Origin of the sequence: Azospirillum sp. B510 (assembly GCF_000010725.1) — a bacterium.
In the GTDB taxonomy this organism is placed as follows: Bacteria; Pseudomonadota; Alphaproteobacteria; order Azospirillales; family Azospirillaceae; genus Azospirillum; species Azospirillum lipoferum_B.
The window spans coordinates 2,838,701-2,862,241 of record NC_013854.1 but is presented as its reverse complement, the minus strand read 5'-3'; the positions used below and the strand labels follow the sequence as shown (position 1 = coordinate 2,862,241).

Genomic DNA, 23,541 nt, shown 5'->3' with positions numbered 1-23,541 from the left:
CCGCGATCCGGTGGAACCGCTTACTTAGCCAGCGCCGCCACACCCGGCAGTTCCTTGCCTTCCAGCCATTCCAGGAAGGCGCCGCCGGCGGCCGACACATAGGTGAACTTGTCCTCGGCCCCGGCATGGGCCAGCGCCGCGACGGTGTCGCCGCCGCCGGCGACCGACAGCAGGCCGCCGGCCTCGGTGCGGGCGGCGACCAGACCGGCCACCGCGTTGGTGCCGGCGTCGAAGGGCTGAATTTCAAAAGCGCCGAGCGGGCCGTTCCAGACGATGGTCTTGGCGCCCTGAAGCTTCACGCCCAGGAATTCGACGGTGGCCGGGCCGACGTCCAGCGCCATCTCGTCGGACCCGATGGCGTCGAAGGCGACGACGCGGTTGGCGGCACCGGCCTTGAACTCCTTGGCGACGACGAAATCCTTCGGCAGCAGGATCTCGCAGTTGGCTTCCTTGGCGGTCGCCATGATGGCGCGGGCCTGGTCGGCCATGTCCTTTTCGCACAGCGAGGCGCCGACATCGATGCCCTGGGCGAACAGGAAGGTGTTGGCCATGCCGCCGCCCAGCACCAGCAGGTCCACCTTGCGGACCATGTTGCCGAGCAGTTCCAGCTTGGTGGAGATTTTCGCCCCGCCGACGACGGCGGCCACCGGGCGCTCCGGCTTCTCCAGCGCCAGCGTCAGGGCCTTCAGCTCGGCCTCCATCAGGCGGCCGGCGGCGTTCGGCAGCAGGCGGGCGACACCCTCGGTCGAGGCGTGGGCGCGGTGCGCGGCGGAGAAGGCGTCGTTGACGTAGAGGTCGCCCAGCGCCGCCATCTCCTTGGCGAAAGCCGGATCGTTCTTCTCCTCCTCGGCGTGGAAGCGGGTGTTCTCCAGCAGCACGATGGCGCCCTCATGCACCTTGGCGATCGCCTCCCTGGCCTTCTCGCCGACGCAATCCTCGGCGAAGGCGACCTTCTGGCCGACGGCGGCGCTGAGAGCGTCCAGCACGTTGCGCAGCGAGTTCTTGGCGTCCGGACCGTTCTTCGGGCGGCCGAAATGCGACAGGACCACGACCTTGGCGCCCTTGGCGGACAGCTCCTTCAGGGTGGGGGCGAGGCGGTCGATGCGGGTGGTGTCGGAGACCTTGCCGTCCTGCATCGGAACATTCAGGTCGGCGCGCACCAGCACCGTCTTGCCGCTCACCTCAAGGTCGTCGATCGTGTTGAAATCGGTCATCGTCGCGGTTCCCGGATTATGGCCGCCCCGATCGGGACCGGCCGTTTCGATTTGGCGAAACCCAACCACAGCCCCGCGAGCTTTGCAACGCCCCAGGGGTGGGGCGGAATGGGGCATAATGACCCTGCGGGCACCGTCCCAAGGCCCCGGCCGCGCCATTCCGCCCAGCGGAAGATGCGTCGCCAACAGGTGGCGCAACCACAGCGACATGCAACATTTTGGTAACTTGACCCTGTTCATGCGCTGTGCAAACACCCAATTATAGGCCAACTGGCCGCAAAACGGGGGTTGAAGCGCAGGCGATGGCTGAGGCCGAGATCAACCGCGAGACGGAACTGAAGCTGGCTGCGCAGCCGGAAGACTTCGACAGGTTGCGCGCCGCTCCCGCCATCGCAGACCGGGCGGCCGGCCCGGCGGCGACACGAACCCTGGAAAGCACCTATTACGACACCGGGGACCGCCGGCTCGCCGCGCGCAAGGTGACCTTGCGGGTGCGCAACACCGGCGAGGGCTATGTCCAGACCGTCAAGTCGGCCCCCGACGAGGATGGGCTGGGACGGGGCGAGTGGGAATGCGCGGTGCCCTCCGCCGCCCCCGACCTGACGCTGGTCGCCGACCCCGCCGCCATTGAGCTGCTGGGGGCGCTCGCCGACGCGGAGCTGACGCCGGTTTTCACCTCGATCGTCGAGCGGACCACCCAGGAGGTGACGCTGGGCGATGCCGCCGCCACCCGTATCGAGGTCGCCTTCGACCGCGGACGGATCGCGCTGCCCGACGGCCGCTCCACCGACCTGTGCGAGGTGGAGCTGGAGCTGAAGGCCGGTACGCCGGCCGCCCTCTATGACCTGGCGCAGGAACTGACCAGGGCGGCGCCGCTGCGGCTGGAGATGCGGACCAAGGCGGAACGCGGCCACGCGCTGGCGAACGGCACCGCCGACACCGCGCTGAAGGCCGAAAAGCTGCTGCTGGAGCCGGAGACGACGGTGGAGGGGGCGGTCGGCCGCATCGTCCGCGCCTGCATCGCCCACATGGTGGCGAACGAGGCGGTGACGCTGGCCGGCGAGGATCCGGAGGGCGTGCACCAGATGCGCGTCGCGCTCCGCCGGCTGCGTTCGGCCATCGCCCTGTTCCGGCCCTTCATTCCGACCACGCAATATCTGTGGCTGGTCGGCGAGATCAAATGGCTGGCCGGCAGCCTGGGGCCGGCGCGCGACTGGGACGTGTTCGGCGAGGAGCTGCTGGCCCCGGTGCGCGACGCCTTCCACCGCGCCGACGGCCATGGCCGTTCGGCGGTGGAGGATCTGGACGCGCTGTCGGCGGCGGCCGAGGCCAGGCGGCTGCGCGCCTATGAGGGGGTGCGCGAGGCGATCCGCTCGGAGCGCTACACCGCCTTCCTGCTCGGCGTCGGCGGCTGGGTGGAGCGGCGCGGCTGGCGCGACCAGCCGGTCAGCGAGGAATCGGTGCGGCTGTTCCAGCCGGTGATCGGGCTGGCCGACCATCTGCTGAACAAGCGCCACAAGAAGGCCCGGCGGGCCGGCCATGGCTTCGCCCATCTGCCGGTCGCCCAGCGCCACCAGCTGCGAATCGCGCTGAAGAAGCTGCGCTATGCCGTGGAATTCTTCCGCAGCCTCTATGACGACAAGCCGGTGCGCCGTTACATCCAGCAGATGGCCGCCTTCCAGGACGCGCTGGGCCATCTGAACGACGTGGCGACGGCGACCCGGCTGCTGCACGAGCTGCATGACGACGGCAGCCGCTCCACCCCCGGCGAGCCGCGCGCCGCCGGCATCGTCATCGGCTGGCATGCCCGCGGGGTGGCCGACACCGAGGCGGCGCTGGTCGCCCTGTGGCACGAGTTCCTCGACACCAAGCATTTCTGGTCGAAACCGGATCCAGCGGTGTAGACTCCCCGGCCATGCTCACGATCCTCGTCGCCAACATCAAGGGCGGCTGCGGCAAGACGACCGTCGCCACCCATCTCGCCGCCGCGTCCGCCACGGCCGGCCTGCCCACCGTGCTGGCCGACGTCGACCGTCAGCACTCCTCGCTCGGCTGGCTGGAGCGGCGGCCGGACAAGGCCCCGCCGCTGGTCGGGCTCGACTGGGCCAAGGACTTCTCCGATGCGCCGCGCGGCACCAAAAGGCTGGTGATCGACGCGCCGGCGGCGCTGAAGACCAAGCAGATCGAGGATCTGGTCAAGATGGCCGACATCGTCGTGCTGCCGGTCCTGCCGGGCGCCTTCGACGAACAGGCGACCCAGCGTTTCCTCACCAAGCTGGACGAGCTGAAGCGGATCGCGAAGAAGAAGACCACGGTCGCGGTGGTCGGCAACCGCATGCGCGCCCGCACCAAGGCCGCCGACCGTCTGGACCGGTTCCTGGGCGGCATCGGGCATCAGGTGGTGACGCGGCTGCGCGACAGCCAGATCTACGCCGATGCGGCGGCGACCGGCCTCAGCCTGTTCGACATGCCGGGCAAGCGCGCCGCCGAGCATCGCGGCGACTGGCAGCCGCTGCTGAGCTACATCGACGGGGTTTGACGGGGTTTGACGGGATTTGGCAGGGTTGCCGGGCGGGGCGGAGAGCGCCCCGCCCCTCCCGGAGGATCACCGTTCGATGACCCCGCCTTCGCACCGCCGGCCCGTCGCCGGGATGGTCAGTGGGCGGAGCCCAGACGGTCGAAATAGCGGCCGATCGACGCGAAGATGAAGAGCACGCAGCCGAGGAAGACGATCAGGCCGCCGGCCGCGAAGGCATCGTCCGCCGCGCGCGAGGAGGCGAGCAGGCCGACGAAGGCCATGATGCCGGCGAGAATGGAGTTGACCCAGTAGGAGAAGGCTTTCACGTCGCGCGGTCCTTTCAGAACAAGGTGTTGACAGGGTGGAAGCGCCCGCCTCCCGCCCCGCCGGGCTGCCCGCGACCGCTTCAGCGTTGAAGGAATTCTGCGGGACGGAGCCCGCGGAATCAATGCGACACAAACGACTTGTCGCCTGTCGGCTCATTCGTCGCCCGTCGGCCCGTGTCCCGCAACAGCTAGCGGACCGGTGTCCGCGTCGCATTGCGGTATGTCAAGGGCGAAGACCGTTCCGGCGGCATCGCTCCGCACCAGCCGCAGGTCGCCGCCATGGGCGCGTACCACCTCGCGCGCGATGGCGAGCCCCAGGCCGACGCCGCCGGCCCGCGCCGATCCGGCGAAGGGCTGGAACAGGTTCTGCCGCGCGCGGGGGGCGAGGCCGGGGCCGTCATCGGCGATCGTCAGGGTCAGCAGGCCCGGCCGCTCCGCCTGGGCGGCGATCCGCACCCGGCCGGCGCCGGCCTGCACGGCGTTGCGGCCGAGATTGACCAGGGCGCGGCCGAACTGGGCCGCATCGACCGCGGCCGGCAGGCCGGCGGGGATGTCGTTGACCCACTCCGCCTCGACCCGGCCGCCATCGGGGCGGACGGTGGCGAGCACCTCGGTCCCGGCCTCCGCCGCCAGCCGGCGCAGATCGACCGGCGCCGGGCTGAGCGGCAGGACGCCGTCGCGGGTGAAGGACAGGGTCTGGCCACACAGCTCCACCGCCCGGTCGAGCGAGGCGACCAGCCGCGGCGTCACCCGCCGCACCTCCGGGTCGGCGCTTTCGGTCAGCCGCTCCGACAGGAGGGAGGCGGTGGACAGGATGCCGCGCAGGTCGTGGTTGATCTTCGCCACCGCGGTGCCCAGCGTGGCCAGCCTTTCGCGCTGGCGCAGGGCGGCGCGGACGGTGTCCTGCATGGCGGCGAGCTCGCGCTCGGCCACGCCGATCTCGTCGCCGCGGCGGCCCGGTATCAGCGGCGGCGCGCCGTCGGGGTCGCGGCGGAAGGCGACGACCCCGGCGGTCAGCCGGCGCATCGGCCGCACCATCAGGGCATGCAGCGTGACATAGACCAGGATGGCGGCGATCAGCGAGATGGCGACCGACACCGCCAGGATGCGGCGCGAGAAGTCCAGCATGGCGTCGATCAGCGGCCGTTCGTCCATGGTGACCTCGACCCGCTGGGCCGGGTCGTTGGGGGAGCGGTCGATCACCCGGATCACCCGGTCGCGCCTTGGTCCGAAAATCCCGTCCAGCGCCAGCCACAGGGCATGGCCGGCATCGACGAACTGCATGCCCATCCCGGTGCCGCGCAGGTCGTATACCGCGTCGGCCACCGGCGGCATCGGGCGGGACAGCATGTAGACCCGCGCCCCCGGCTGGATCAGGTCGATGACGTGGGTTCCGGTATAGGCCAGCAGCTTCGCCTGCAACTCCCTCGTCACCATCAGGTCGGGGGCGGCCTCCACCGACAATGCCGCGATGTGGGCGGCGGCCAGCCGCTCCTCCAGATAGCTCATGCGGAAGCGGGCGATGGAGGGGGCGTAGATCAGCACCTCCGCCAGCAGCACGAACAGGATGGTGAGCAGCAGCAGCTTGGCCGACAGGCTGGCCGCGACGGTGGAACGGGGCATGGTGGCTCGCGAATGCCGGATGTGCCGCCGCGCGAGGCCGTGACGCTCACGCGGCGCTCCTCCATCTATCACAGCAGGCGGGCCCATGCGGCCCGGATGTCGCGGGACTGGTGACCCGCGGGACTGGCGACCTGCGACGGGATGCCCCCGCCTTTTCCCGACGCCCGCGTCCCCCCGGCGTAAACTTGTCCTCTGGCGTTACCGCTTTGGCGTTGGTAAGAGAAGGGCCATGAGCGACCTTGCCCGTCACATCGACACCCTGTCGCGCGCCAACGTGCTGTGCCTTGGCGACGTGATGCTCGACCGTTTCGTCTATGGTTTGGTGGACCGGGTTTCGCCGGAGGCCCCCATCCCCGTCCTGCGCATTCAGCATGAGGTGTTGAAGCTCGGCGGGGCGGGGAATGTCGCCGCCAATCTCGTGGCGCTGGACGCCAAATGCCGTTTCATCTCCGTGGTCGGAGACGATGCGGTCGGTGGCCAGTTGCGGGGGATCCTCAACAGCGAGCGGATCGGCGATGATACGGTCGTGGTGGAGCCCGGCCGGCAAACCACCGCGAAGACCCGCTTCATCGCCGGACAGCAGCAGCTGCTGCGCGCCGATCGGGAAACGGTCGCCGCCATCGCCGTCGCCGACAAGGTGCTGGCCCAGGTGAGTCGCGAGTTGTCCGAGGTCCAGGCGGTCATCCTGTCCGATTACGGCAAGGGCGTGCTGACCGACGAGCTGGTCGTGGCGGTGATCGCCGCCGCGCGGCAGGTCGGGCGCACCGTGGTGGTCGACCCGAAGGGACGCGATTACCGCCGCTATCGCGGAGCCGACATTGTCACGCCCAACCGCAAGGAACTGATGGAGGCCACCGGCCTGCCCGCCGGCACCGACGAGGAGGTGATCGCCGCCGCCCGCCATCTGATCGAGACCTGCGGCATCGGCGCCGTCGTCGCCACCCGCAGCGAACAGGGCATGTCGGTGGTCACCGCCGACGAGGCGGTGCATCTGCCGGCCGAGGCGCGCGAGGTGTTCGACGTCTCCGGCGCCGGTGACACGGTGGTGGCGACGCTGACCGCCGCCCTGTCGGTCGGCATCGATCTGGTCGACTCGGCGCGGCTGGCCAATCTGGCGGCCGGCATTGTGGTGGGCAAGGTCGGCACCGCGGTGGTCCGCTCGGCCGAGATGCTCGCCGGCCTGCATGAGCAGCAGTGGCGCCATGGCGAGGAGAAGGTGCTGACCCGCGACGCCGCGGCGGATCGGGCGGAGCGCTGGCGGCTGCGCGGCAAGCGCGTCGGTTTCACCAACGGGTGTTTCGACCTGCTGCATCCCGGCCATATCTCGCTGCTGAAGCAGGCCCGCGCCGCCTGCGACGTGCTGGTGGTCGGGCTGAACAGCGACGCGTCGGTGAAGCGGCTGAAGGGCGAAAGCCGGCCGGTGCAGAACGAGACGGCGCGCGCCACGGTGCTGGCGTCGCTGGGCTGCGTCGATCTGGTGGTGATCTTCGGCGAGGACACGCCGGAGACGCTGATCCGCGTCCTGCGCCCCGACGTGCTGGTCAAGGGGGCGGACTACACGATCGACAGGGTGGTCGGGGCGGATTTCGTCCAGAGCTGTGGCGGAACCGTGGTGCTGGCCGAACTGGTCCAGGGCCAGAGCACGACCAACACCATCAAGCGCATGAAGGGCTGAGGGCGGGAGCGATGAGGGAGGGCGGCCGGCTCGCGCGCCGGGCGCCCCACGGATAGGATCGCCGCGCCCCTTCCAAGTTGGCCCGAAACGAGGACTCCGATCGATGTCGTCCTGTCCCTGCGGCTCCAGCCGTCCCTTCGAGGAGTGCTGTGGCCCGATCCTGGCCGGGGAGCCGGCGCCAAGCGCCGAAGCTCTGATGCGGTCGCGCTACACCGCCTTCGTCCGGCACGATCTCGACCATGTCGAGCGCACGCACGCCCCGGAAATCCGTGAGGACTTCAACCGTGCCGAGGCCGAACGGATGGTGGCGGAGGCCGAGTGGCAGCGTCTCGACATCCTCCGTGCGAGTGAGGAGGGCGACGCCGGCCAGGTCGAGTTCCTGATCCATTTCCGCCGGGACGGGCAGGAGTTGCGCCACCATGAACGGGCGAGCTTCCGCCGGGAGGACGGACGGTGGCTCTATGTCAGTGGGGAGATCAATCCGAAGGGGGAGCCGCGCCGCGTCGTCAAGGTCGGGCGCAACGAGCCCTGTCCCTGCGGATCGGGCAAGAAGTACAAGGCCTGCTGCGGCCGATAGGAGCCTCGCGATGGAGCCGCGCTTTTCCTGCACGGCCTGCGGCAAATGCTGCCATGGCTGGCTGCCGCTGACGCTCAAGGATGCCATCGCCCATGCCGGGCGGTTCCCGCTGGCCATGGTGTGGACGCCTGTGCGGCAGAACGCCCGATTCTATCAGCTGGCGACCCGGCTGGGCGCCACGGTACGCCTGCCCAGCCGCAAGACCGTGGCGGTGCTGATCGTGCCGACCGCCTACCTGCCGACGTCCCATCCCTGCCCGGAACTGCGCGAGGATGGGCTGTGCGGCATCCATGACGACAAGCCGTCGCGTTGCCGCACCATGCCCTTCTATCCTTATCGCGAGGAGCGCGACCAGGCCGACCTGCTCATCCCGCGCAAGGGCTGGGCGTGCGACGTGTCGGCGACCGCGCCGGTCGTCTACAGCAACCATGAGATCATCGACCGCAGCGATTTCGACCGCGAGCGCAACGACCTGCTGGATCAGTCGCCCGTGATCCAGCGTTATGCGGACTATATGCTGAAATACATGCCGTGGATCCTCGACGAACTGGCGAAGATGGCGGCCAGGCCCACCGGCGGGAACATCGTCAGCAGCCTGTCCTCCTTCCTCACGGCCACCCGGCGGCCGGATGCCGTGGAGATCGCGACGGCCCAGGCGCCGTTGTTCCGGGCCATGGCCGAGAAGACCCGCGACGACCCGGCGATGCGCGAGTATCACCGCAATTACAGCGGATGGGCCGTGGAGATGGAAAGCCTCGCCCGGCGCAATCCCGGTTGACCGGGGCCGCGACGCGACGGCTTCGCCCGCGCCGCTCGATGTGGGCGGCGCGGGCGGGAAGAATCCGGGACGAGCGGCGGTCCCATACCAGCGGCTCCCGATCCCGACCCGTCAGGATCAGCGGCTTCGGCGTCATCGGCCGCCGCGGGTATCACATCTTCTTCTGGACGTTGTCGGCGCCGCGTTCGATGGCGCGGCCGCCGGCCTGCACGTCCTGGCCGGCGCCCTCCACCGTGTTGCAGGCGGCCAGCGTGGTGCCGAGCAGCGTGCCGAGGACGGCGAGCAGGGCGAACTTCTTGACGGTGGTCATGGTGGTCTCCGTTGCGGTGGCTGTGTGATGCCGACTGCAACGCGAGCGGAGCCGTGAAGGTTTCCGGACTCGGAAGGGGAGGGGCCTTGCGCAAAGGGGGTGGCCTTCGCCGCGATGCGCTTGCGAACCGTGGAGACGAAGTGTCCCGTTGCCACAGGGCGTGAGCGCGGGCATAAATCGGCCCGCGGATCTTCCCGCTGGCCATCCCCGCTGGATGGGACGGCTTTTGGCAACGAGCAAGAATGGCGAAAGGAAAGCCTCTCATGGCTGAAAGCACTTTTGACGTCGTCGTGATCGGCGGTGGCCCCGGCGGGTATGTCTGCGCGATCCGCGCGGCGCAGCTCGGCTTCAAGGTCGCCTGCGTCGAGAAGCGGGGGACGCTGGGCGGCACCTGCCTGAATGTCGGCTGCATCCCGTCCAAGGCCCTGCTGGCGGCGTCGGAGAAGTTCGAGGAGGCGGCCCATGGCCTCGCCAAGTTCGGCATCAAGGTCGGCGGCGTCGAACTCGACCTGCCGGGCATGCAGGCCCACAAGGACAAGGTCGTCAAGGACAACGTCACCGGCATCGAGTTCCTGTTCAAGAAGAACAAGGTCACCTGGCTGAAGGGCGCCGGCAAAATCACCGCCGCCAACACGGTCGAAGTCGAGGGCGTCGGCGCCATCACCGCGTCGAAGGCGATCGTCATCGCCACCGGCTCCGACGTGGCCCCGTTGCCGGGCATCGCCATCGACGAGACGCGCGTGGTGTCCTCCACCGGCGCGCTGTCGCTGCCGGAGGTGCCGAAGCATCTGGTCGTCATCGGCGGCGGCGTGATCGGTCTGGAGCTGGGCTCGGTCTGGGGCCGCCTGGGCGCCAAGGTGACGGTGGTCGAGTATCTCGACCGCGTGCTGCCGACCATGGACGGCGAACTGTCGAAGCAGGCCCAGCGTATCTTCGCCAAGCAGGGCATGGACTTCAAGCTGAGCACCAAGGTGACCGGCGCCGCCGTCACCGAGGCCGGCGTGACCCTGACGGTCGAGCCCGCCGCCGGCGGCGAGGCGCAGACCATCGAGGCCGACACCGTGCTGGTCGCCATCGGCCGCCGCCCCTACACCGAAGGGCTGGGCCTGGAGGCGGTCGGCGTCGAGCTGGAGCGTGGCCGCGTCAAGATCGACGGCCATTTCCAGACCAACGTGCCGGGCATCTACGCCATCGGCGACGTGGTCGAAGGCCCGATGCTGGCCCACAAGGCCGAGGAGGAGGGCGTGGCGCTGGCCGAGCAGCTCGCCGGCCAGAAGAGCCACGTCAACCACGACCTCGTCCCCGGCGTCGTCTACACTTGGCCGGAAGTCGCCGCCGTCGGCAAGACCGAGGAGCAGCTGAAGGCCGCGGGCGTCGCCTACAAGACCGGCAAGTTCCCCTTCACCGCCAACGGCCGCGCCCGCGCCGGCGGCAACACCGATGGCTTCGTCAAGATCCTGTCGGATGCCGCCACCGACCAGGTGCTGGGCGTCCACATGATCGGCCCGAACGTGTCGGAGATGATCGGCGAGCTGGTGCTGGCCATGGAGTTCAGCGCGTCGGCCGAAGACGTCGCCCGCACCTGCCACGCTCACCCGACCCTGTCGGAAGCGGTCAAGGAAGCGGCGCTGGCGGCGGATGGGCGTGCGCTGCACATCTGATCGACGGTCCGCAAGCATCCCAAGGAAGAAGGCTCCCCCACCGGATGGTGGGGGAGCCTTCTTCGTTCCGGCGCCTGTGCGTAAGGTCAGGCGGCGCGGATGGTCGACAGGAAGCCGTTCACCGCGCTGCGCAGGCGGCCGGCGTCGCCGGCGAGCTGGCCGGAGACCGACAGGACGTTCTCTGCGGAGTGACCGGCTTCGACGGCGGCGCTGCGGACGTCGGCGATGGTCCTGGTCACCTCCTGGGTGCCGCCGGCGGCCTGCTGCACGTTGCGGGCGATCTCCGCCGTGGCCGAGCCCTGCTCCTCCACCGCGGCGGCGATGGCGGTGGAGATCTCGTCGATCTGGGCGATGATGCCGCCGATGTCCTTGATCGCGCTGGCGGTCTCGCCGGTGACCCGCTGCATGCCGGCGACATGGCCGGCGATGTCCTCCGTCGCGCGGGCGGTCTGGCTGGCGAGGCTCTTCACCTCCTGTGCCACCACCGCGAAGCCCTTGCCGGCCTCGCCGGCGCGGGCGGCTTCGATGGTCGCGTTCAGCGCCAGCAGGTTGGTCTGGCTGGCGATGTCCTGGATCAGCTGCACCACGGTGCCGATCTTCTCCGCCGCCTCGGTCAGGCTGAGAACCTGCCCGTTGGCCTGCTGCGCCGCCTCCACCGCGTCGCGGGCGATCTGGGCGGAACGGTTGACGCGCTCGCCGATCTCCTGGATCGAGGCCGACAGCTCCTCCGTGGCGCTGGCGACGGTCTGCACGTTGCTGCTGGCGTCCTGGGAGGCGTTGGCGACGACGCCGGCCTGCTGGCTGGTCTGGGTCGCGGTGGCGGTCATGGTCTGGGCGGTGCCGGTCATCGACTGGGCGGCGCGGTCGACCCCGTCGACGACGCTCATCACCTGGGCTTCGAGGCTGTCGGCCAGTTGCAGCATGGCGGCGCGGCGTTCGGCGTCGGCCTTGGCCTGATCCTCCGCCCGCTGATCGATCATCCGCTTCAGGTCGGCCATCATCTTGCGCAGGGCCTCGGCCAGGGCGCCGACCTCGTCGGTCTGGCGGATGTCGAGCGTCTGGTCGAAGCGGCCGGCGGCGATTCCTTCGGCGAAGGCGACGCTGGCGCGGATCGGCCGGGCGATGCCGCCGGCGACCATCCACATCACCGCGACGGCGCCGAGCGCCACCAGGGCGCCGACGGCGACCTGCCACAGGATGTTGGCGTTGGCGCGCCCGCCCAGATCGGTGGACAGGGCCAGGCTGTCGGCCAGCACGAGGTCCTTCGGCACCTGGACCAGCACGGCCCACGGCTTCTCGGTGTTGCCCAGCGTGATGGGGGCGAAGGCGCGCAGCATGTTGGTGGAGGAGTCGACATCGACATGCGGCTTGCCCGCCTGGACGCTCGCCAGATCGGCCTGCCAGGCGTTGTCGAAGGTGGAGATCGGCTGGCCGATCAGGTCGGGCCGGGCGCTGTGGGCGACGATCAGGCCCATGTTGCTGACGATGACGACCTGGCTGCGGCCGTTGAAGACGGCGGCGCTGACTTTGGTCGACAGCTGCTGAACGAAATCGAGGTTGAAGTCGGCGCCGGCCACGCCGCGGAACTTGCCGCCGATGACGACCGGCACCGACAGGGTCGCCAGATAGACCTGCTTGCCCTGCACGATGTAGGGCAGCGGATCGAGCACGCTTTCGCGTCCGGTCTCCTGCGGGCCGATGTACCAGCCGCCCTTCATCACCCCGTTGGGATGGCGGTCGCGGCTGTCATACTCGACCAGCGGCTGCAAGGCGATGCGGCCGTTCTGGTCCCGGTTCCAATAGGGGAGGAAACGGCCGGTGGCGTCGGTGCCGGTTTCCCGGCGGTTGCGGAACGCCGTGTCCGCGCCGTCGAGCCCGTCGGGCTCCCAGGCCGAATAGGTGCCGTTGAACAGCGGGTTCTGCTTCAGGACCGACAGAAGAAGGGCGTTCAGCACCTCGCGCCGCCGTTCCGGCAGGATGTGGCCGGGCGCTGAATCGTCGGCGAGGCTGGTGAAGCTGCCGGCCATCGTCCGGGCGGCGTTCAGGGCGGTGTCGAACTCCGATCGCAGCAGGCCCGCCTGGGTGGCCGCGAGGTTCTGTAGGGATTCCGTCGTCTTGCTCTCAAGGATCCGCTCGACGTTCCCGGTGACGAACTCGTTGCTCGACCGCGTCGACAGGATCGCGAAGCCGACGAGCACGGCGACGGTCCCGGCCAGGCACAAGCCCGACAGCATGGCGATCTTCGATTGGATCGATTTTGTTTGCATAAAGGATTCCCCCCAGCGTTGGGCTGTATCATTGGGGAAGACTGTCGATCTCCATAATTAAAGAGTGTTTAACGAGAAATTAGGGTCGCATACCTGAATATGCGTCTTAAGTATTAAGCGGACGAATTTTTGATGGTGGTCTAACGGACCCATGGGGGAATTAATGGAAATCACAGAGATAACTTTATGTCATCCGATGATCGCCATTTTCCTGGTTGGGCTCGAATTGCCGGGAGACATCGGATGGCGATGGACGGGGTTCCGTTCCGATTATCCCAGGGTGCGCAAATGGTTGGCGTCAGCCCTTGCGCGCCCTGGGATGGGCGTTGCGGTAGACGTTCATCAGCTGCTCGTTCTCCACGTCGGTGTAGCGCTGGGTGGTGGAGAGGGAGGCGTGGCCGAGAAGATCCTGGATGGCGCGCAGGTCGCCGCCGTCCGCCAAAAGATGGGTCGCGAAACTATGCCGCAGGGCGTGCGGGGTTGCGTTGTCCGGCATTCCCATCAGGGCGCGCAGCTTCTGCATCTGGTGCTGGGCGATGCTGGCGTTCAGCCGTCCGCCGCGGGTGCCGACGAACAGCGGGCCGTCGGGCGCCAGGGTGAAGGGGCAGGAGTCGAGATAGGCCCGCACCGCCTCCGTCACCGCCGGCAGGATGGGGATCATGCGGTCCTTGCGTCCCTTGCCGGTGACGCGCAGCGTGTCGCCCAGCGGCGCGTCCCTGGCCGCCAGCCCCAGCGCCTCGGAGATGCGCAGGCCGCAGCCATAGAGCAGGGTGAACAGGGCGCGGTCGCGCTTGCCGATCCAGGGTTCCTCGCGTTCGCGCTCGGCCTCCTCCAGCAGGCGGTCGGCGTCGATCTCGGTCAGCGGGCGCGGGGCCGGGCGCTTGACCTTCGGCGTCGCCAGGGTGGCGACGGCGGGATTGTGCAGGCGGCCGCCGCGGTCCATCCAGCGGAACAGGTTGCGCACCGCCGCCAGCTTGCGCGCCCGGCTGGCCCCGACCAGCCCGTCCATCGCCAGTCTGGACATCCAGGCGCGGAAATCCGCCGCCTTCAGGTCACCCAGGTCGTTGAGCGAGGGCGGCGAACCGCCGTGGAATTCGGTGAGGAAGCGCAGGAACTCAGCCACGTCGGCGGTGTAGGCCGACAGGGTGTGGCGGGAGACCACCTTCTCGCTCTCCAGCCAGCGCCGCCAGTGGGCGAGCGCGTCCTGGACGTCGGGCCTGGCGGAGAAGCCTAAATATATATCTGAATCTTTCTTGTTCGGCAAGGCTAAGATCCGCTAAGAGATTGTTGATATTGTCGGTTTGTGCTGAGTTTAAGGAGTAGAAAGATGGCAAAAGCACCGAAACTTCCAGATTACCCGTCAGATCGTATGGTCACTCCAGATGTTTGGTTAATCGAGGTTGTTATCCCGAATTGCGAGGACTTCTTTGCGGATCAATCTTTTAGAAAAATATTCAATGCGTGTGTCTCATGCTATCATTTTATTGAGACGCTATATCACTACGATGCATGGTTAAAAATGAAAATTAGGAGGATAGAGAAAACTCTGGAATTGCCTGATGAAGACATGCCTAGCGAGAAGAATTTTAAAGAAAAATACGAACCTCAGTTCCTAGATGAAGATACAGAGTTTGGGAGAAGTTTCCGAGTTATTAAAAATTCATCCAATGGATTAAAGCACAGATTCTGCCAGAGACGTCTTGGTGATAACGTCATTTCGACCACCGCAACGGGTATTGTGTCATCGGATATTGATCCATGGATTCCATCACTTCCTGGTTCTTACTGCTTATGCGATCAAGAGAGTAATATGCGATTAGATGACGCTTTATGGGCGGTGTTAAATCGTTGGCTCGCGGAATGTCAAAAAAGAGGGATAGATGGAAATGAAATCAACAGAAAACTAAAGTCTAGCGCTTATCTCACGCTCCGATCTAATGAAAGAAGCGAACCAAGAGTGGTGACTTACAAATTTCTTAAGTTTCCCTTGTGATTTCAAGAAATTTTCTGTTCAGTCACGCCGGCAGCTCCAGCCAGCCGCGGATCACCCGCTCGATCACGCGGGCGAGGAAGCCGACCAGTTCGGTGCCCTGGCCGTTGTGGAAGGTGTCGGGTTCGCGGCTGCCGAAGGCGAGCAGCCCGTCGGGGGTCTCGCTGGAGACCTGGATGCGGATCAGCGCCTCCGACCGGACGAGGCCGGCGCCGGCGCCGTAGATCTCGGGATCACCCTGGATGTCGGTGTTCAGCACCACGTCGGCGCGGCCCAGCCGCTCGGCGATGGCGCCCGGCTCCACCACCCGCACGCCGGAGCGGTGGACATGGGGGATGTCGACGCCGTTGGATTCGATGACCAGACAGGCGACGTCGAGGTCGAGCAGGACCGCGAGGTCGGTGGTGATGGTCTGGATCAGCTGCTCGAAGCTCTGGGCGTCGAGCAGGAACAGCACCGCGGCATGGATGCGGTTCTGGCTGTTCAGGTTGGCGCGGCTGGTGCCGATCAGCTCGCGCTGCTGGTCCTTCAGGCTGCGGACCTCGGCCCGCAGCCGGTCGACCATGAAGGCCTGGAGGTCCACCACCCCGCGCCCGCGGTCGACCGACGGCGGGGTCAGATGGTGGACCAGATCGGCGTTCTGGGCCAGGAAGTCCGGGTTGCTCCGCAGATAGGCGCGCACATCCTCCGAAGAGAGCGCCGGCCTCTGGCGGGTCTGGCCCGGTTCGCGGCCCATGTCGGCCATGATCGCGTCGGCCCGCCTTACAGGATCGACTGGCCGGTCTTCTTCCAGTCCTCGACGAACTGGGCGAGACCCTTGTCGGTCAGCGGGTGGTTGAACAGCTGCTTCAGCACCGACGCCGGGGCGGTCACCACATGGGCGCCCAGGCGGGCGGCCTTGACGATGTGCATCGGGTTGCGGATCGAGGCGACCAGCACCTCGGTCTTGAAGGCGTCGTAATTGTTATAGATCTCGCAGATGTCCTTGATGATGCCCATGCCGTCCTGGCCGATGTCGTCCAGCCGGCCGACGAAGGGCGACACGAAGCTGGCGCCGGCCTTGGCCGCCAGGATCGCCTGGGCGGGGGAGAAGCACAGCGTGACGTTGACCATCGTCCCTTCGGACGAGATGATCTTGCAGACCTTCAGGCCGGCCGGGGTCAGCGGCACCTTCACCGCGACGCGGTGCGAGATCTTGGCGATCTTGTGGGCCTCGGCGAGCATGGTCTCGAAGTCGGTGGACGCCACCTCGGCGCTGACCGGACCGTTGACGACGTCGCAAATCTCGGCCACGAGGTCGAGGAACTTGCGGCCGGACTTGGCGATCAGGGAGGGGTTGGTGGTAACACCGTCCAGCAGGCCGGTGTCGGCCAGATCGCGGATCTCGGCGATGTCGGCGGTGTCGACGAAGAACTTCATGACGAAGGATCCATGCTTGCTGATGTTGACCGGAACCGGCCGCGCCGGAAAGCTGCCCGCCGCGCCGTCCCGCCCGGTGCCCGGGACATGAGGCCACTCTAGCCGATGCGTTCGATTTCCGCCAGTTCCGCCCCGGGTCTCCAGGGGGATCTTCTTGGGCACACCGATGATCCGGCGCGGCCCGATGGCGGCGCCGCGCCCGGCGCCGTCGATGTCCAGGCGAAGCCGCGGCAGGGCGGGGCCGACCGCCGCGTCGCCGTGCTGCTGCCGCTGCCGCTGCGCGAGGCCTACGACTACCGGGTGCCGGACGGGATGGATCTCGTCCCCGGCGACTTCGTCGAAGTGCCGCTGGGGCCGCGCCGGATGGTCGGGGTCGTCTGGGGACCGGGCGGCGGGATGCTGGACGCCGGCCGGCTGAAGGCGGTGGTCCGCCGGTTCGACGTGCCGGCGATGACGGAGGTGGGGCGCCGCTTCGTCGATTGGGTCGCCGCCTACACCATGACGCCGCCGGGCTTCGTCCTGCGCATGGCGGTCAGCGTGCCGGCGGCGCTGGAACCGCCCAAGCCGATGCTGGCCTATCTGCGCCGGCATGATGCGGAGCCGCCGCCCGGATTCAAGATGACCGACCCGCGCAGGCGCGTCCTGGCGCTGCTGGAAGACACCCTCTCCGGGGGCCCGCCCCGCACGCCCGCCGAGCTGGCCGACGAGGCCGGCTGCGGCGTGACCGTGGTGCGCGGGCTGGCGGAGGCCGGGCTGCTGGAGCCGGTGATGCTGCAACCGACGCGGCTCGGCCGGCCGGACTGCCGCCGGCCGGGACCCGCCCTGTCGCCCGACCAGCGGGCGGCGGCCGGCGATCTGCGCGGGCGGGTGGCGGCGGGGGGCTATTCCACCGTGCTGCTCGACGGCGTCACCGGCTCGGGCAAGACCGAGGTCTATTACGAGGCGATCTCCGCCGCGCTGGAGCAGGGCAAGCAGGCGCTGGTCCTGCTGCCGGAGATCGCGCTGTCGGCGCAATGGCTCGACCGCTTCGCCCGCCGCTTCGGCGCGCCACCGGCGGAATGGCATTCGGAGCTGACCGGGGCGCAGCGCCGCGACACCTGGCGGGCGGTGTCGAAGGGCGAGGTGCCGGTGGTGGTGGGCGCGCGCTCCGCCCTGTTCCTGCCCTATCCCGACCTGGGCGTCATCATCGTCGACGAGGAGCACGACTCCGCCTACAAGCAGGAGGAGGGGGCGATCTACCACGCCCGCGACATGGCGGTGGCGCGGGCGCATCTGGGCGGGCTGCCGATCGTGCTGGTCTCCGCCACCCCGTCGCTGGAGACCAAGGTCAACGCCGACAGCCAGCGCTATGCCCGGATCGAACTGCCGGCCCGCCATGGCGGCGCCGTGCTGCCCGATGTCGAACTGGTCGACCTGCGGCGCGACCGCCCCCCGGCCCGCCACTGGCTTGCGCCCAGCCTGCGCAAGGCGCTGACCGACACGCTGGCCGGCGGCGAGCAGGCGATGCTGTTCCTGAACCGCCGCGGCTATGCCCCGCTGACGCTGTGCCGCGCCTGCGGCCACCGCATGCAATGCCCGAACTGCACGGCGTGGCTGGTCGAGCACCGGCTCGCCCGCAAGCTGCAATGCCACCATTGCGGTTTGCAGCAGCCCTTGCCCCAGGCCTGCCCGGAGTGCGGCGAGGAGGGCACGATGGCCGCCTGCGGTCCCGGCGTCGAGCGCATCGCCGAGGAGGTGGCGGAGCTGTTCCCCGACGCCCGCGCCGCCATCATGGCGTCCGACACCCTGCACGGTCCGCGCGCCATCCAGGAGATGGTGGAGAGCATCGGCCGGCATGAGCTGGACATCATCATCGGCACCCAGGTGATGGCGAAGGGGCATCATTTCCCGATGCTGACGCTGGTCGGGGTGGTCGATGCCGACCTCGGGCTGAACGGCGGCGACCTGCGGGCGGCGGAGCGCACCTACCAGCTGCTGCATCAGGTGGCGGGCCGCGCCGGGCGCGGCGAGCGGCCGGGACGGGTGATGCTCCAGACCTTCATGCCCGAACATCCGGTGATGCAGGCATTGGCCGCCGGCGACCGCGACGGCTTCTACCAGTTGGAGGCGGAGATGCGGCTGGAGGCCGGAATGCCGCCCTTCGGCCGGCTGGCGGCGCTGATCGTGTCGGGCGAGGATCCGACTCTGGTCGAGCGGGTGGCGATGGCGCTGGGCCGCGCCGCCCCGCGCGGCGAGACCGTCCATGTGCTGGGGCCGGCGCCGGCGCCGCTGGCCCTGCTGCGCGGACGGCACCGCCGCCGCCTGCTGCTGAAGGCGCCCCGCAGCACCCAGGTGCAGCCGCTGATCGCCGAATGGCTGGACAGGGTGGAGATCCCGCCGGCCGTCCGCGTGCAGATCGACGTCGATCCCTACAGCTTCCTGTAACCGGCGGCCGTCGGGCCGCCGCGGCGTGGGCGGGGGGGCTGCGGCGAATTGCCACGACCGGGCCGCGGCTGGACATGGCTCCTGTGACGTTTGGTCCATTGCGCGCGGGAGGGCATGGTACTACCACGGCTGGATTGGTTCCGAATCGAAGCATCGGTCCCGGAGCCGGACTTTCGAGGACAGGTCCAGGTTGATGAGCGGCATGATCTCAAAGCTCCGTCTGCGTGTTCAGCGGCAAACCCTGCTGACCGTGCTGCCGGTCCTTCTGCTGCTGGTGGTCATCGCCTTCGCCGCCGGTGCCCCGGCGCGTACCCGTGGCACCGATGCGGAGGCGATGGGGATGATCGACCGTGCCCAGCTGCTGCTGGAGCGGATCGGTCCGGATGCGGCGGTCGAAGCCTTTGCCGGCCATGATAGCGCTTTCACCGATCGCGACCTCTACCCGATGCTGCTGGACGACAAGGGCGTGATGATCGCCCATGGCTGGAGCACGGCGCTGAACGGGTCGAACCTCACGGACCTGCGCGACGTCGACGGCAAGCCCTTCATCCGCGAGGCGCTGGACGGGGTGGCCCGCGACGGCCGCACCGACGTCACCTATCAATGGATCGATCCGCTTACGGGCCAAGTCGCGCGCAAGACGATGCATGCCCGCCGTCTGGTTCTGAACGGCAAGCCCTACATGCTGGCGGTCGGGGTCTATCGTTGAGGACCCTGTAAGACCGATGCGGCGGGGTGCCGTTCGGAAGTTTTTCACATGGTGAAATTCCCAGCGCCACCGATCAGGCGCGGGACCGGGCGCCCGAGCCCGCCACAAGGACGATCCTTACCTCCGCGGACGGCGCGGACGCCAGATCGACAGGCATTCGGCGGCACTGTCGCCGGTCCCGATGCCATACCAGCCCGAGCGGTCATGGAAGGACAGGCTGTAGCGGCCCCCGGCGTCGCGTTCGAAGCGGAAGACCGGGCGGTCGACCTCGGGCAGCAGAACCAGAAGCCGGTCGTGGGTACGTCCCGACTCGCGCAGCACGCCGGCCCAATGTCCCTCGCGAATCTTCGGTTCGGCCACCGCGGCGAAGGCGTCGAGATCGTCCGGCGTCAGGCGGGCGCGGCAGAACGGGACGATGTTCGGCGCGGCTTCTTCCGGTTGGGGAGAGGCTTTGGCACCGGTGGTCACGCTGGCGGTCGCAAGGGGGCCGGTCGTGGGCGGAATGGTCATGGCGGAAGGAATCCTGGTTGTCCGGACCGGTTCGATGCTTGCGAAGGATCGGGAGAAAAGACGGGAAATCAGGGGCTGACCGGCCGCCGGCGCGGGTCCGGCCGCCCCATGGTCGGATTGGCGATCAGATTGGTTAACCTTGAATTAAACGGGGATTAGGGCCACATCGAAGTCACAGCCGGTATGACCAGTCGAACGGCTCCCGAGTCATTGGCGAACGCAGTTGCGACCAATGATTCCGCAGTTGCTCAAAACGCCGCAGCCAAATTGTCCAGACCCCGTTGCGTGGGCGCGATTCCTGTGATATTGGACCGCTCGCTTTCGCGGCCGGGGTGTTTGTGCCTCGGGTTGACACCCTATAAGGTCGCCGAATTCACCGTCTACCGAACTCAATTCGAGGGATCAGGTGGCATCCGAAGGAACAGGCGTATCCGAACTCGCCGCGCGCTACTCCACCGCGCTGTTCGAGCTTGCGGACGAAAACCAGGCGTTGGACACGGTCGCGAGCGACCTGACCACGCTGAAGCAGATCCTGGCCGAGAGCGCCGACCTCCGCCGCCTCGTCCGCAGCCCCGTCATCAGCCGCGCCGATCAGGGCAAGGCCATGGCCGCTGTCCTGGACAGCGCCGGCACGTCCGATCTGACCAAGCGCTTCATCGGGCTGGTGGCGGCCAACCGCCGCCTGTTCGCGATCGACGGGATGATCGAGGGCTTCCTGGCCGAACTGGCCCGGCGCCGCGGCGAGGTCACCGCCCAGGTCACCTCGGCCCAGCCGCTGAGCGATGCCCAGCGCGACGCCGTGATCGACGCGCTGAAGGCGTCCATCGGTTCCAAGGTGCTGGTGAACACCTCCGTCGATCCCGAGCTGATCGGCGGCATGATCGTTAAGTTCGGCTCGCGCATGGTCGATACCTCGGTGCGAACGAAGCTGAACAAATTGCAACTCGCCATGAAGGCCTCAGGGGGATCAGTCTGATGGATATCCGCGCCGCAGAAATCTCTGCGATCCTCAAGCAGCAGATCGCGAATTTCGGGACCGAGGCGGATGTCGCCGAGGTTGGTCAGGTCCTGTCGGTGGGTGACGGCGTCGCCCGCGTGCACGGCCTGGACAACGTCCGCGCCGGCGAGATGGTCGAGTTCCCGGGTGGCCTGCAGGGTATGGCGCTGAACCTCGAGACCGACAATGTCGGCATCGTGATCTTCGGCGACGACCGCGGCATCAAGGAAGGCGACACCGTCAAGCGCACCGGCACCATCGTCGACGTTCCGGTCGGCCGCGGCCTGCTGGGCCGCGTCGTGGACGGCCTGGGCAACCCGATCGACGGCAAGGGTCCGCTGGTCGACGTGACCCGCACCCGCGTGGAAGTGAAGGCCCCCGGCATCATCCCGCGCAAGTCGGTGCACGAGCCGATGCAGACCGGCCTGAAGGCCGTCGACAGCCTGGTTCCGATCGGGCGCGGCCAGCGCGAGCTGATCATCGGTGACCGCCAGACCGGCAAGACCGCCGTCGTCATCGACACCTTCCTGAACCAGAAGCCGATCAACCAGGGCGACGACGAGAGCAAGAAGCTCTACTGCATCTATGTCGCCGTCGGCCAGAAGCGCTCCACCGTCGCCCAGATCGTCAAGACCCTGGAAGACGCCGGCGCCATGGAATACTCCATCGTCGTCGCCGCCACCGCGTCGGAGCCGGCTCCGCTCCAGTTCCTGGCGCCGTACACCGGCTGCACGATGGGCGAGTTCTTCCGCGACAACGGCATGCACGCCCTGATCGTTTACGACGATCTGTCCAAGCAGGCCGTCGCCTACCGCCAGATGTCGCTGCTGCTCCGCCGTCCGCCGGGCCGTGAAGCCTATCCGGGCGACGTGTTCTATCTCCATAGCCGCCTGCTGGAACGCGCCGCCAAGATGGGCGACGCCCATGGCAACGGCTCGCTGACCGCCCTGCCGGTCATCGAGACCCAGGCCGGCGACGTGTCCGCCTACATCCCGACCAACGTGATCTCGATCACCGATGGTCAGATCTTCCTGGAAACCGGCCTGTTCTACAAGGGCATCCGCCCCGCCATCAACGTCGGCCTGTCGGTGAGCCGCGTCGGCTCCGCCGCCCAGATCAAGGCGATGAAGCAGGTCGCCGGCACCATCAAGATGGAACTCGCGCAGTACCGTGAGATGGCCGCCTTCGCCCAGTTCGCCTCGGACCTCGACGCCTCGACCCAGCGCCTGCTGGCCCGCGGCGCCCGCCTGACCGAGCTGCTGAAGCAGGGCCAGTTCCAGCCGCTGCCGGTCGAGGAGCAGGTCGTGTCGATCTTCGCCGGCGTGAAGGGCTACCTGGACGCCATCAAGGTCGAGGACGTGAACCGCTTCGAGGCCAAGTTCCTGTCGGAAATCCGCGCCAAGGGCGCCGATATCCTGGCGGCGATCCGCACCGACAAGCAGATCACCTCGGCGACCGAAGAGAAGCTGAAGGCTTTCCTCGACGGCTTCGCCAAGGTCTTCGCCTGACCGACCGCGCGCGGGGGCGGGAAACCGCCCCCCACCGTCCTGAAACGACGGTCACGGAACGACCTCGAGCGGAATTGAAGGGCCGGCATGCCTAACCTCAAGGACCTAAAGAACCGGATCGCGAGCGTCCAGTCGACGCGCAAGATCACCTCGGCCATGAAGATGGTTGCGGCTTCCAAGCTGCGCCGCGCCCAGGAGCAGGCGGAAGCCAGCGGTCCCTACGCGGAGCGTATGGGCCGGATGCTGTCGTCCCTGGCCGCCAACGTGCAGGACAGCGGCAACGGGCCGAAGCTGATGACCGGGACGGGCGCCGACAAGGTGCATCTGCTGGTCGTCATCAGCTCCGACCGCGGTCTGTGCGGCGCCTTCAACGGCTCCATCGTCCGCGAGGCCAAGCGCCAGATCACCCGCCTCCAGGGCGAGGGCAAGACGGTCAAGCTGCTGACCGTCGGCCGCAAGGGCCGCGACCAGCTCCGCCGCGAGTTCGCCTCGCTGATCGTCGAGAGCTACGAGGATGTCGGCCGCCGCCGGCTCGGCTTCAGCGACGCCGACATGGTGGCGACGAAGGTGCTGGCGATGTTCGACGCCGGCGAGTTCGACGTCTGCTCGGTCATCTTCAACAAGTTCAAGTCGGCGATCTCGCAGATCGTCACGGTTCAGCAGCTCATTCCCTTCGCCGTCCCCGGCGAGGCGGTCGCGGCCACCGACGAGGTGAAGCCGCTCTATGAGTTCGAGCCGGACGAGGAGCAGATCCTCGCCGAACTGCTGCCGCGCAACCTGTCCATCCAGATCTACCGCGCCCTCCTGGAGAGTGCCGCGTCCGAACAGGGCGCCCGGATGACCGCGATGGACAACGCGACGCGCAACGCCGGCGACATGATCAACAAGCTGACGATCACCTACAACCGGACACGCCAGGCCTACATCACCAAGGAGCTGATCGAGATCATCTCCGGTGCCGAGGCGCTGTAACGGCGGCATCCGACCCGTAGGGCCAAGCCCATTTGCGCCGGCGACGGCATACCGACACTTACC

21 protein-coding genes are annotated in these 23,541 nt (G+C 67.9%); 12 read left to right on the top strand and 9 right to left on the bottom strand.

Annotated elements, in window-relative coordinates; genetic code table 11:
* Window positions 1-20: 20 nt before the first annotated feature.
* Window positions 21-1,214 (bottom strand): phosphoglycerate kinase, encoded by a 1,194-nt coding sequence (gene pgk / locus AZL_RS13365; RefSeq protein WP_012975072.1) that lies wholly within the window; start codon window positions 1,212-1,214, stop codon window positions 21-23.
* Window positions 1,215-1,516: 302 nt separating this feature from the next.
* On the opposite strand from pgk, the gene AZL_RS13360 reads away from it, so the two are divergent.
* Together AZL_RS13360 and AZL_RS13355 are read left to right on the top strand one after the other, a co-directional pair.
* Window positions 1,517-3,118 (top strand): CYTH and CHAD domain-containing protein, encoded by a 1,602-nt coding sequence (locus AZL_RS13360; RefSeq protein WP_042443145.1) that lies wholly within the window; start codon window positions 1,517-1,519, stop codon window positions 3,116-3,118.
* An 11-nt stretch (window positions 3,119-3,129) separates the two neighbouring features.
* A complete protein-coding gene (locus AZL_RS13355) occupies window positions 3,130-3,753 on the top strand; it encodes a ParA family protein (protein WP_012975070.1) in 624 nt (207 codons plus the stop codon).
* A 116-nt stretch (window positions 3,754-3,869) separates the two neighbouring features.
* Here AZL_RS13355 and AZL_RS13350 read toward each other — a convergent pair whose 3' ends face one another.
* Both AZL_RS13350 and AZL_RS13345 read right to left on the bottom strand, forming a co-directional pair.
* Entirely contained in the window at window positions 3,870-4,058 is a 189-nt protein-coding gene (locus AZL_RS13350; RefSeq protein WP_012975069.1) for a hypothetical protein, read from the bottom strand.
* Window positions 4,059-4,211: 153 nt separating this feature from the next.
* Complete coding sequence (locus AZL_RS13345) at window positions 4,212-5,681, bottom strand: sensor histidine kinase (RefSeq protein WP_042443143.1); 1,470 nt, start codon at window positions 5,679-5,681, stop codon at window positions 4,212-4,214.
* 229 nt (window positions 5,682-5,910) lie between these two features.
* Between AZL_RS13345 and rfaE1 the strand changes: the two genes are divergently transcribed.
* The 3 genes from rfaE1 to AZL_RS13330 all read left to right on the top strand — a co-directional run bounded on the left by rfaE1 (window position 5,911) and on the right by AZL_RS13330 (window position 8,711).
* Complete coding sequence (rfaE1, locus tag AZL_RS13340) at window positions 5,911-7,356, top strand: D-glycero-beta-D-manno-heptose-7-phosphate kinase (protein ID WP_012975067.1); 1,446 nt, start codon at window positions 5,911-5,913, stop codon at window positions 7,354-7,356.
* Window positions 7,357-7,459: 103 nt separating this feature from the next.
* Window positions 7,460-7,933, top strand: a complete 474-nt coding sequence (locus tag AZL_RS13335; RefSeq protein ID WP_012975066.1) for a YchJ family protein — start codon at window positions 7,460-7,462, stop codon at window positions 7,931-7,933.
* 10 nt (window positions 7,934-7,943) lie between these two features.
* The gene (locus tag AZL_RS13330; protein WP_012975065.1) at window positions 7,944-8,711 is read left to right on the top strand and encodes a YkgJ family cysteine cluster protein; all 768 of its coding nucleotides are present in this window, start codon (window positions 7,944-7,946) and stop codon (window positions 8,709-8,711) included.
* A gap of 151 nt (window positions 8,712-8,862) precedes the next feature.
* On the opposite strand, the gene AZL_RS13325 is transcribed toward AZL_RS13330, so the two are convergent.
* A complete protein-coding gene (locus AZL_RS13325) occupies window positions 8,863-9,021 on the bottom strand; it encodes an entericidin A/B family lipoprotein (protein ID WP_042443141.1) in 159 nt (52 codons plus the stop codon).
* Between the two features lie 263 nt (window positions 9,022-9,284).
* Between AZL_RS13325 and lpdA the strand changes: the two genes are divergently transcribed.
* Window positions 9,285-10,682: a dihydrolipoyl dehydrogenase gene (gene lpdA / locus AZL_RS13320; protein ID WP_042443139.1), complete on the top strand. Its 1,398-nt coding sequence runs from the start codon at window positions 9,285-9,287 to the stop codon at window positions 10,680-10,682.
* 86 nt (window positions 10,683-10,768) lie between these two features.
* Here the strand turns inward: lpdA and AZL_RS13315 are convergent, their stop codons facing one another.
* On the bottom strand, window positions 10,769-12,949 hold the full coding sequence (locus AZL_RS13315; RefSeq protein WP_012975063.1) for a methyl-accepting chemotaxis protein: 2,181 nt from the start codon (window positions 12,947-12,949) through the stop codon (window positions 10,769-10,771).
* Between the two features lie 298 nt (window positions 12,950-13,247).
* On the bottom strand, window positions 13,248-14,213 hold the full coding sequence (locus AZL_RS13310) for a tyrosine recombinase XerC (protein WP_012975062.1): 966 nt from the start codon (window positions 14,211-14,213) through the stop codon (window positions 13,248-13,250).
* Window positions 14,214-14,276: 63 nt separating this feature from the next.
* Here AZL_RS13310 and AZL_RS35490 point away from each other — a divergent pair, with 63 nt between their 5' ends.
* On the top strand, window positions 14,277-14,942 hold the full coding sequence (locus AZL_RS35490; protein ID WP_148219317.1) for a hypothetical protein: 666 nt from the start codon (window positions 14,277-14,279) through the stop codon (window positions 14,940-14,942).
* A 22-nt stretch (window positions 14,943-14,964) separates the two neighbouring features.
* Here AZL_RS35490 and AZL_RS13305 read toward each other — a convergent pair whose 3' ends face one another.
* Both AZL_RS13305 and fsa read right to left on the bottom strand, forming a co-directional pair.
* Entirely contained in the window at window positions 14,965-15,684 is a 720-nt protein-coding gene (locus AZL_RS13305) for a DUF484 family protein (protein ID WP_012975061.1), read from the bottom strand.
* Window positions 15,685-15,701: 17 nt separating this feature from the next.
* Entirely contained in the window at window positions 15,702-16,358 is a 657-nt protein-coding gene (gene fsa, locus AZL_RS13300; RefSeq protein ID WP_012975060.1) for a fructose-6-phosphate aldolase, read from the bottom strand.
* Window positions 16,359-16,463: 105 nt separating this feature from the next.
* Between fsa and AZL_RS13295 the strand changes: the two genes are divergently transcribed.
* Both AZL_RS13295 and AZL_RS13290 read left to right on the top strand, forming a co-directional pair.
* The gene (locus AZL_RS13295; RefSeq protein WP_247894217.1) at window positions 16,464-18,782 is read left to right on the top strand and encodes a primosomal protein N'; all 2,319 of its coding nucleotides are present in this window, start codon (window positions 16,464-16,466) and stop codon (window positions 18,780-18,782) included.
* Window positions 18,783-18,975: 193 nt separating this feature from the next.
* Window positions 18,976-19,491 (top strand): cache domain-containing protein, encoded by a 516-nt coding sequence (locus AZL_RS13290; protein WP_148219316.1) that lies wholly within the window; start codon window positions 18,976-18,978, stop codon window positions 19,489-19,491.
* A 117-nt stretch (window positions 19,492-19,608) separates the two neighbouring features.
* Here AZL_RS13290 and AZL_RS13285 read toward each other — a convergent pair whose 3' ends face one another.
* Window positions 19,609-20,001, bottom strand: coding sequence for a hypothetical protein (locus AZL_RS13285; protein WP_042443137.1), 393 nt, complete (start codon window positions 19,999-20,001; stop codon window positions 19,609-19,611).
* A 406-nt stretch (window positions 20,002-20,407) separates the two neighbouring features.
* Between AZL_RS13285 and AZL_RS13280 the strand changes: the two genes are divergently transcribed.
* The 3 genes from AZL_RS13280 to AZL_RS13270 all read left to right on the top strand — a co-directional run bounded on the left by AZL_RS13280 (window position 20,408) and on the right by AZL_RS13270 (window position 23,478).
* A complete protein-coding gene (locus tag AZL_RS13280) occupies window positions 20,408-20,977 on the top strand; it encodes a F0F1 ATP synthase subunit delta (protein ID WP_012975057.1) in 570 nt (189 codons plus the stop codon).
* Window positions 20,977-22,506, top strand: coding sequence for a F0F1 ATP synthase subunit alpha (gene atpA / locus AZL_RS13275; protein WP_012975056.1), 1,530 nt, complete (start codon window positions 20,977-20,979; stop codon window positions 22,504-22,506). The genes AZL_RS13280 and atpA overlap by 1 nt, the downstream gene beginning before the upstream one ends.
* Window positions 22,507-22,593: 87 nt before the next feature.
* Entirely contained in the window at window positions 22,594-23,478 is an 885-nt protein-coding gene (locus AZL_RS13270; protein ID WP_012975055.1) for a F0F1 ATP synthase subunit gamma, read from the top strand.
* The last annotated feature ends 63 nt before the right edge of the window (window positions 23,479-23,541 follow it).

Coding starts and splice junctions, on each gene's coding strand:
- pgk (WP_012975072.1), bottom strand. CDS start 1,214: ATGACCGATTTCAACACGATCGACGACCTTGAGGTGAGCGGCAAGACG.
- AZL_RS13360 (WP_042443145.1), top strand. CDS start 1,517: ATGGCTGAGGCCGAGATCAACCGCGAGACGGAACTGAAGCTGGCTGCG.
- AZL_RS13355 (WP_012975070.1), top strand. CDS start 3,130: ATGCTCACGATCCTCGTCGCCAACATCAAGGGCGGCTGCGGCAAGACG.
- AZL_RS13345 (WP_042443143.1), bottom strand. CDS start 5,681: ATGCCCCGTTCCACCGTCGCGGCCAGCCTGTCGGCCAAGCTGCTGCTG.
- rfaE1 (WP_012975067.1), top strand. CDS start 5,911: ATGAGCGACCTTGCCCGTCACATCGACACCCTGTCGCGCGCCAACGTG.
- AZL_RS13335 (WP_012975066.1), top strand. CDS start 7,460: ATGTCGTCCTGTCCCTGCGGCTCCAGCCGTCCCTTCGAGGAGTGCTGT.
- AZL_RS13330 (WP_012975065.1), top strand. CDS start 7,944: ATGGAGCCGCGCTTTTCCTGCACGGCCTGCGGCAAATGCTGCCATGGC.
- AZL_RS13325 (WP_042443141.1), bottom strand. CDS start 9,021: ATGACCACCGTCAAGAAGTTCGCCCTGCTCGCCGTCCTCGGCACGCTG.
- lpdA (WP_042443139.1), top strand. CDS start 9,285: ATGGCTGAAAGCACTTTTGACGTCGTCGTGATCGGCGGTGGCCCCGGC.
- AZL_RS13315 (WP_012975063.1), bottom strand. CDS start 12,949: ATGCAAACAAAATCGATCCAATCGAAGATCGCCATGCTGTCGGGCTTG.
- AZL_RS35490 (WP_148219317.1), top strand. CDS start 14,277: ATGGCAAAAGCACCGAAACTTCCAGATTACCCGTCAGATCGTATGGTC.
- AZL_RS13305 (WP_012975061.1), bottom strand. CDS start 15,684: ATGGCCGACATGGGCCGCGAACCGGGCCAGACCCGCCAGAGGCCGGCG.
- fsa (WP_012975060.1), bottom strand. CDS start 16,358: ATGAAGTTCTTCGTCGACACCGCCGACATCGCCGAGATCCGCGATCTG.
- AZL_RS13295 (WP_247894217.1), top strand. CDS start 16,464: ATGCGTTCGATTTCCGCCAGTTCCGCCCCGGGTCTCCAGGGGGATCTT.
- AZL_RS13290 (WP_148219316.1), top strand. CDS start 18,976: ATGAGCGGCATGATCTCAAAGCTCCGTCTGCGTGTTCAGCGGCAAACC.
- AZL_RS13285 (WP_042443137.1), bottom strand. CDS start 20,001: ATGACCATTCCGCCCACGACCGGCCCCCTTGCGACCGCCAGCGTGACC.
- atpA (WP_012975056.1), top strand. CDS start 20,977: ATGGATATCCGCGCCGCAGAAATCTCTGCGATCCTCAAGCAGCAGATC.
- AZL_RS13270 (WP_012975055.1), top strand. CDS start 22,594: ATGCCTAACCTCAAGGACCTAAAGAACCGGATCGCGAGCGTCCAGTCG.